Origin of the sequence: Campylobacter sp. RM9331, assembly GCF_020137685.1 — a bacterium.
Taxonomy (GTDB): Bacteria; Campylobacterota; Campylobacteria; order Campylobacterales; family Campylobacteraceae; genus Campylobacter_E.
Window position 1 is genome coordinate 44,895 of record NZ_JACGBA010000013.1, and the last position, 7,871, is coordinate 52,765.

The following is a 7,871-nucleotide window of genomic DNA, read 5'->3' on the forward strand; positions in this document are numbered from 1 at the left end:
TATGAAAGGAAAAAAATGAAAAAATTAGCTTATGCAGTTGCTTTAGCAGCTTTAGTTGTTGGTTGTAGTCAAAAGGCTACAGTTGAGGCTCCAAAAAAAGTGGAGGTTGCTCCAGATATGAATGTAGATGTTAAGGAAGATATTAATACTAAACTAGAAAGAATTAATAATTCTTTAGGTAAAGTATATTTTGACTTTGACAAATATGATATTCGTTCAGATATGTATGGCGTAGTATCAAATAACGCAAGTTTATTAAATCAAGATGGTAAAGATTTAAATATTGTTGTTGAAGGTAACTGCGACGAGTGGGGTAGTGAAGAATATAACCAAGCTTTAGGTTTAAAAAGAGCTAAAGCTGTTAAAGATGGTTTAGAATCTCAAGGAGTTAGCAGCTCAAGAATTACAATTAAAAGCTATGGCGAAAACAACCCAGTATGTAATGATAAAACAAAAGAATGCGATGCTCAAAATCGTAGAGCAGAAACAAAAGTTCAGTTTTAATTTATGCTAAAACAAATACTTTTTATAGGGGCTTTAGCCCCTATTATTTACGCAGAAACTTCAGCCTTTAACGCAGGTAATATAAATATTAAAGAGCCTTATGGGCTAACAGAAAATGAAAAAGTTTTATTAGAGAACAAAAAAAAGGTTGAAACTCTTAGTAAAGATTATACTGGTGTTGATTTTAAAACAAATAAGGCTTTAGAAAGAATTGAAGGTATTCAAAGTGTAGTTGATGATTTGAATAACAAAACTTATAATTTTGAAGGTAAATTATTAGAAGTAGAAAAGTTTTCAAAAGAAAAACTTGATATTTATGATAAAGATATTTCTGAAATAAAACAAGAATTAAAAAATCAAAAAAACAGCATTAATCAGTTAAAAAAGGCTTTAAGTGAATTAACAAATTTAGTTAGTAGCTTGGGCGAGAATAAAGCTGTAAAATCTACAACTCAGCAAGTAGTAGCAAATGAGGTTGCAGCTAAAAATGAAACTCCAGCTCAAAAAATGGCAAATGCTATAAGTTTATATAATAGTAAAGATTATGAAAATTCCGCAAAAATTTTTGAAGAATTAGCAAATGCAAAACATAAACCTGCACAATGTAATTTTTATTTAGGACAAATTGCATACGCACAAAAAGACTATAAAAATGCTATATATTATTACAAAACAAGTTCAGATTTATATAATAATCAAGGGGTAAAAGCTCCTAATATGCCTTTAATTTTATTAAATACCGCAAATTCGTTGAAGGCAATTAATGAAACAGAAAAAGCAAATAATTTTTATGCAGCACTTAAAAAACAATTTCCAGATTCAAGTGAAGCTAAAAGTATAAATTAATAGAAAGGATTAAAAATGGCTATAAAAAAAGACAGCGTAGTATCACTTAATTTTATATTGCGTGATGCAAAAACTAATGAAGTATTAGAAAATAATACTGATTTTCATCCTATTTCATTTTTATTAGGTAGAAATCAAGTATTAGAGGCTTTAGAAGATGAAATTGCTAAACTAAATGAGGGTGATGAAAGTGATATTTTAATCACTAAAGATAAAGCTTGGCAAGAATATGATGAGAATTTGGTTCAAGAATTACCAAAAGAACAATTCGCAGGCATTGATTTAAATGTTGGCTTAGAATTATTCGGAGAAAACGAAGATGGTTCAACAGTTAGAGTTGTTGTTAAAGAAATCAAAGATAGTAGCGTAGTAATTGATTACAATCATCCTTATGCAGGAAGAGATTTGTTATTTACTGTAAATATTAAAGAAGTAAGAGATGCTACTCCTGAAGAATTAGAAAGTGGTGCAGTAGCACAAGCTGGTGGATGTGGATGTGGAAATCACGGACATAGTGGTTGCAAAGGCGATGGAAGTTGCGGTCATCATCATGATGATGAAGATGATCATCACCACCATCATCACGGCGGCGGTTGTTGCAGAGGTTAAGAGCTAAGGTTTAGCTAAAATTGTTAAGGCGATTTATTTCGCCTTATACTAATATTTATTATATACTCAAAGTATTCAGTTTTTTAAAATTAATCATTTTTATAATTTTATTTTTTATGTCAAAACTTTAAAATACATTTATTGCTATCAAATTCACAAATTACAAGTAATCTTTAATATATAATCGTAAGTTATAAATATACAAAACTTATTATTTTTAACTTGATTTTTAATTCAATCATAAAAAAGTGCTAAAATTGTAATATTAAAAATATAGATTGTATTAGTATTACAAGTTAAACTTCGTTTATTATTTTAATAATGGAATTTATATTTTTATAATATTATACAAAATGTAAAAAAGATTTATAATAGCTGTAATTAAAAGATTTTAATACTTGTATTATAAGATTTGATAATAAAATAAATTAAAAAGGAAAAATATGAATTACGCATTTTTATACCCAGGTCAAGGTTCTCAAAGTGCTTTTATGGGTCAAGAATTATTTGATAATTTTGAGTTTGTAAGAAAAACTTATGATGAAGTTAGTAGTTTTTGTGGTATTGATTTTAAAGAATTAATTTTTAGTAAAAATGATAGATTAGATATAAGTGAATTTACCCAACCTGCAATATTACTAAATAGCATTATGTATTATAAAGTATTTGAAAAATTATTAGAAGAAAATGGAATTTCTTTAAGAAAAAAAGATGATATAAAGCCTTTTATTAGTTATGAAGACACTCCATCTTTAGGACATTCTTTAGGAGAATTTTCGGCTTTATGTGCAAATAATGCACTTGAATTAAAAAATGCTTTAAAGCTAGTAAATATGCGTGGAAAATATATGCAAGAATGTGCAAGTAGCGAAAATCCTGCTTCTATGATGGTTATTTTAGGTTTAGATGATAATTTAGTAGAAGAAATTTGTGCTAAAGCAAATAAGGAAAATAAGCAAATCTATGCGGCAAATTACAATTGCGATGGTCAAATAGTTGTAGCTGGGCTTAAAAAAGATTTAGAAAATAGCATAGATGATTTTAAAAATGCTGGAGCAAAAAGAGCAATGCTACTTAATATGAGCGTAGCAAGTCATTGTCCTTTAATGCAAAGTGCAGCTAATAAATTAGAAAAAGAATTGTTATTTAATGATGATTTCATACCAGTAATCTCAAATGCTTTTACAAAGCCTTATAGTACTAAAAATGAAGCCATTTTAGCTATAAAAGAGCAACTTATTAAGCCTGTTTTATATAAACAAAGCATAAAAAGTATAGAAAATAGCGTTGATGGTTTTATAGAATTTGGAAGCAGTGTTTTATGCGGACTTAATAAAAAAATAACAAACAAACCAAGCATTAGTATAAAAAGCCTAGAAGATATTGAAAATTTTATAAAAACATTTAAGGAAAACCTATGAAAATAGCAATTTTAGGTGCTATGCGTGAAGAAATTGAGCCAATTTTAAATGAGTATTCTTATAAAGAAAGTAAATATGCAAATAATACTTATTATTTCATTGATTACGCAGGTCATGAACTAATTATTGCTTATTCAAAAATAGGCAAAGTAAATTCAGCTCTAAGTGCAAGTGTAATGATAGAAAAATATAAGGCTGATTGTTTGCTTTTTACAGGCGTTGCAGGGTCGCTTAATCCTAATTTAAAAATAGGGGATTTATTAATTGCAGAAGAATTAGTGCAGCACGATATAGATATAACAGCATTCGGACACAAACCTGGCTATGTCCCTGAAACTAGCGTTTTTATAAAAACAAGCGATAAATTAAACAATATTGCTAAAAAAGTAGCAAAAGAGCTTGATTTAAATGTAGTTAGCGGCATTATTGCGACATCAGACCAATTTATTTGCGATGAAACTAAGAAAAATTGGATTAAAGATACTTTTAATGCTGATGCGGTTGAGATGGAAGGAGCAAGCGTTGCTTTAGTTTGCGAAAGTCTTAATGTGCCTTGTTTTATATTAAGAGCAATTAGTGATGATGCAGGTGGAAATGCTGATGTTAGTTTTGATGAGTTTTTAGAACTAGCTGCTAAAAATAGTGCTAGATTTGTCTTAAAAATGTGCGAACATTTGTTTAAAAATGAGCTTAGCAAAAGACTTATTAAAGAAGTAGCAAGAGCTTGTGATAAGTTTAATTTGATTGAAGAAGGCGATAAGGTTTTAGTAGGACTTAGCGGTGGAAAAGATAGCTTAAGCTTACTAATGCTACTTAAACATATGCAAAGAGCAGTCCCGTTTAAGTTTGAATTTGAAGCAGTAACGCTTAGCTATGGAATGGGCGAAGATTATAAATATCTAAGTAATTATTGCAAGATTTTAGGCATAAAGCATACAATAATTGAAAGTAATATTTATGAGATTTCTAGTGAAAAAATCCGTCAAAATTCAAGCTTTTGCTCGTTTTTCTCTCGTATGAGAAGGGGATATTTATATACTTATGCTAAGGAAAATGGCTTTAATAAATTAGCTTTAGGACACCATTTAGATGATGCTATTGAGAGCTTTTTTATGAATTTTACTTATAATGGAGCTTTAAGAACACTTGCTGCGAAATTCACTTCAGCACAAGGAATTACCGTAATTCGTCCTTTGATATTTGTTCGTGAAAGAATGTTAAGAGAAAATGCTATCAAAAATGGTCTTAAAACAATAGGTGATGAAGCTTGTCCTGCTATGAGATTTGATGTAAAAATGCCACACGCAAGAGCAGAAACAAAAGAGCTTTTAGCAAGTCTTGAAGCACAAAATCCAAAATTATTTAAAAGCCTTGAAAATGCCTTTTTTAACATTCATTACGATACTTTTTTTGCAAACGAAGGTGCTAATTATTGCAAGGAATAATTTTAAATACCTTTAGCGTTAAGGATAAAGATTTAATAGTCTTTATCCTAAGTAGCGAGGAATTAGTAAAATGCTATAGATTTTACGGAGTTAGACACTCGCATTTAATAGTCGGAAATATTATTGATTATGAGCTAAGTATTCAGCCCTTATTTTTGCCAAAATTACATTCAACAATGCAATTAGCCTTGCCTTGGAATGATTATGAGATTATTAAGGCTTGGCAGAGTTTTTGTGTGCTTTTGTATGAGCACTTAAAAGATAATCAAGAGTGCGGAAGTTTTTATTATGATTTAAGTTTAAGAATAATTAATAGATTAAAAACTCAACATTATAAAAGAGTATTTTTAGATGCTTATGCTTTGATGATTGAATATGAAGGTAGGCTTTATTTTAGTGAAACTTGCACGGAATGCAATAAAGAATTAAATGATTTTTTTTCTTTAGGAGAAGGATTTTTAATGTATTGTAGGGGTTGTAAAGTGAGTGTAAGTATCAATAAAATTAAGATGAAAGATTATCTAAAAAATAAAAATTCAGCTATATTTGAAGATAGTGAAATAGATTTATTATACGAAGTATTTTCTAAAAAATTATAAAACTACAAAAGCTAAATTAAATTCTTTATTTTAAAAATCTTAGACAATATTACAATGAATTTGAATTTTAAATAAAATTTATTATCAATATAACTATCATTTATTTAAAACTTATAAATATTATGATAATTATTTTTGTTATTAACTAAAAATATTATAGAATATCATTTTTATTATCAATTAAGGAGATATTTTGAGAAAATCTTTAAAACTTTCTTTGGCTTTATGCTTATTTGGTGGTGTTGGCTTATTGGCTAATGAGAATGCTAATCTTGATACTATTGAGGTAAATGCTAGTTCAATCGGATATTCTAATGTTGATTCGCTAAAAATCTCAAACAAAAACGCAGGTGCAATAAGAGATGTTATGCGTGATATTCCAGGTGTTTATGTGGCAGGGACAAATCAGTTTAATCAAAAACTTTATATGCGTGGCGTAAATGATAGGGGTATTAATATTACTATTGATGGTGCAAGACAGCGTGGAAATATTTTTCATCACTCGGCTGATTTAGTTTTAGATGTTGATTTATTAAAAGCTATTGATGTTGGTGTGGGTGTTTTAAGTGTTGCTAATAACTCAGGTGCTTTAGGTGGTTCGGTTGCGTTTAAGACTGCAAGTGCATTTGATTTATTAGAAGGTGATGAGAGTTTTGGTGGTAAGTTTAAAACAGGCTATTCAACTAATAATAAAGAATGGCAAAAAAGCGTAATGGCTTATGGTAAAACTGATAATAATTTTGGTCTTTTAGCATATATTAATCATAAAAATTATGGCTTCGGAAAAGATGGAAATGGCAATGATATTGGTGGTAAGGGTCATGATTTAAGCTATTTATTTAAAGTAAATTATGAAAAAGATGAGCATAAAGCAGGTCTTAGCTATGAGCATACTGAATATGATGGTGATTTTCCATTTAGAGGTGAGTTTGGTGGCTCGGTGGCATTTGATACAGGCACGCTAAAAGCAGGAGAAAGAGCTCAACCTATTTTGCCTCAAAAAATGCAAAGAGATACCTATACTTTTAATTACAATTACAATCCAAATGAATTAATTGATAGCGAATTTAGAGTTTATCATACAGAGCATAGGCTTATAAAAGATGAAGTTCCAAATTATGCAGAGTTTAAAAAATCAGGTGGTAAAGCATTTTTATCAAATGATGGGGTAAAAACCACAGGTGCTTATTTAAACAATAAATCAAGATTTGAAAATACTAGCTTTAATCAAGAAGTATTTTATGGACTTGAGTGGTATCAAACTACAAGCTTTAGAAAAAATCATTCAAGTTTAAAAGATGCAACAAATGGAGCAATTTCGGTAACTCCTACTAAAAATCATCCTAAAGAAGTAGCAAACAACCTATCAGTATTTTTACAAGATACTATTCAAATTGGTGGATTTAGCATAATTCCTGGAGTTAGATTTGATAGATTTACTATAGATAATTTTGGCAAGAAAACTCAAGGATTTAATAATTTTAGCCCTGCATTAGCACTTGATTATAAGGCAGAAAACGGCATTAATTTATTTGCTGGGTATTCAAAAGTATTTAGAGGACCTGATCCGATTGAAGCTTTAAGACTTAGCGAAAATACATTTAATACAAATTATATTGATGAGAATTTAGAGCCTGAAACAGGTGATGCTTATGAAGCTGGATTTGGGTATAAAAATAACTTTAATGAACATAATGTTAATTTTGTAGCTAAATATTTTTATACTGATTATAAGAATTTAATTAAAGAAAATGTAAGCGTAACAACTACTCAAAACGGACAAAATGTTACAAATAATTACAATCGTATGAATATGGGTAAATCTAATGTTCGTGGGGTTGAATTATATGCTTCTTATGCTTATGAGAATTTAAAATTTAGTGCAAGTTATACTCATCAAACAACAAAACATAAAGACAAAAGTAAAGTTGGTGGCGTAATGGCATATAGTGATAGTGGGGATAAATATACATTTAATGCTGAATATTTTGCTAGTCCAATTGATACATTATTTGGTTATAACCTAATAGCTTTTGCTGGTAAGACTTTAGAAGATGGAACTAAAAAAGCAGGTTATGGAGTAAGCGAAATATATGCAAGTTATATGCCTACTCAAAATCTTGAAATAAACTTAAGCGTTGGCAATCTATTTGATAAAACTTATGTTTCACATTCTCAAAGAAGATTTGGGGTTGAGACTGCAAACGACTATGAAGCAGGAAGAAATATAAAACTAGGCTTTAGTTACAAATTCTAAACTAAAAAAGGCTTTTTAGCCTTTTTTAGAATATCAATTATTAGGAGAAAATGTGGAATTTTTAAAAGAATATTTAGATTATTTTGTGTTTGCGATATTATTTTTTATGAGCTTTTTAGTTTTGGCATTTAGTATTGAAAGGCTAATATTTTTTAAAAATATTGATATTAAAAATTATAAATGTAAAGAT

Annotated in this window: 7 protein-coding genes and 1 pseudogene; all 8 read left to right on the top strand. The window is 28.9% G+C overall.

Annotated elements, in window-relative coordinates:
- The first annotated feature begins 15 nt into the window (after nt 1-15).
- The 8 genes and pseudogenes from AVBRAN9331_RS06250 (at nt 16) to AVBRAN9331_RS06285 (ending at nt 7,681) form a co-directional block, all read left to right on the top strand.
- Nucleotides 16-504, top strand: a complete 489-nt coding sequence (locus AVBRAN9331_RS06250) for an OmpA family protein (RefSeq protein ID WP_214117365.1) — start codon at nt 16-18, stop codon at nt 502-504.
- Nucleotides 505-507: 3 nt separating this feature from the next.
- Nucleotides 508-1,350 (top strand): tetratricopeptide repeat protein, encoded by an 843-nt coding sequence (locus AVBRAN9331_RS06255; RefSeq protein ID WP_214117364.1) that lies wholly within the window; start codon nt 508-510, stop codon nt 1,348-1,350.
- Nucleotides 1,351-1,365: 15 nt separating this feature from the next.
- Nucleotides 1,366-1,959 carry an FKBP-type peptidyl-prolyl cis-trans isomerase gene (locus AVBRAN9331_RS06260; RefSeq protein ID WP_214117363.1) on the top strand — a complete coding sequence of 198 codons (594 nt, stop codon included), beginning with the start codon at nt 1,366-1,368 and terminating at the stop codon, nt 1,957-1,959.
- Nucleotides 1,960-2,402: 443 nt separating this feature from the next.
- The gene (locus tag AVBRAN9331_RS06265; protein ID WP_214117362.1) at nt 2,403-3,380 is read left to right on the top strand and encodes an ACP S-malonyltransferase; all 978 of its coding nucleotides are present in this window, start codon (nt 2,403-2,405) and stop codon (nt 3,378-3,380) included.
- Nucleotides 3,377-4,057, top strand: a pseudogene (locus AVBRAN9331_RS06270) (5'-methylthioadenosine/adenosylhomocysteine nucleosidase); the annotation flags it as partial. The gene AVBRAN9331_RS06265 and the pseudogene AVBRAN9331_RS06270, both read left to right, overlap by 4 nt.
- On the top strand, nt 4,043-4,825 hold the full coding sequence (locus AVBRAN9331_RS06275) for an ATP-binding protein (protein WP_214117410.1): 783 nt from the start codon (nt 4,043-4,045) through the stop codon (nt 4,823-4,825). The pseudogene AVBRAN9331_RS06270 and the gene AVBRAN9331_RS06275, both read left to right, overlap by 15 nt.
- On the top strand, nt 4,813-5,424 hold the full coding sequence (gene recO / locus AVBRAN9331_RS06280; protein ID WP_336612634.1) for a recombination protein RecO: 612 nt from the start codon (nt 4,813-4,815) through the stop codon (nt 5,422-5,424). Before AVBRAN9331_RS06275 ends, recO begins: the two co-directional genes overlap by 13 nt.
- Nucleotides 5,425-5,617: 193 nt before the next feature.
- Nucleotides 5,618-7,681, top strand: coding sequence for a TonB-dependent receptor domain-containing protein (locus tag AVBRAN9331_RS06285; protein WP_336612635.1), 2,064 nt, complete (start codon nt 5,618-5,620; stop codon nt 7,679-7,681).
- Nucleotides 7,682-7,871 lie beyond the last annotated feature (190 nt).

Coding starts and splice junctions, on each gene's coding strand:
- AVBRAN9331_RS06255 (WP_214117364.1), top strand. CDS start 508: ATGCTAAAACAAATACTTTTTATAGGGGCTTTAGCCCCTATTATTTAC.
- AVBRAN9331_RS06275 (WP_214117410.1), top strand. CDS start 4,043: ATGTGCGAACATTTGTTTAAAAATGAGCTTAGCAAAAGACTTATTAAA.
- AVBRAN9331_RS06265 (WP_214117362.1), top strand. CDS start 2,403: ATGAATTACGCATTTTTATACCCAGGTCAAGGTTCTCAAAGTGCTTTT.
- AVBRAN9331_RS06250 (WP_214117365.1), top strand. CDS start 16: ATGAAAAAATTAGCTTATGCAGTTGCTTTAGCAGCTTTAGTTGTTGGT.
- AVBRAN9331_RS06260 (WP_214117363.1), top strand. CDS start 1,366: ATGGCTATAAAAAAAGACAGCGTAGTATCACTTAATTTTATATTGCGT.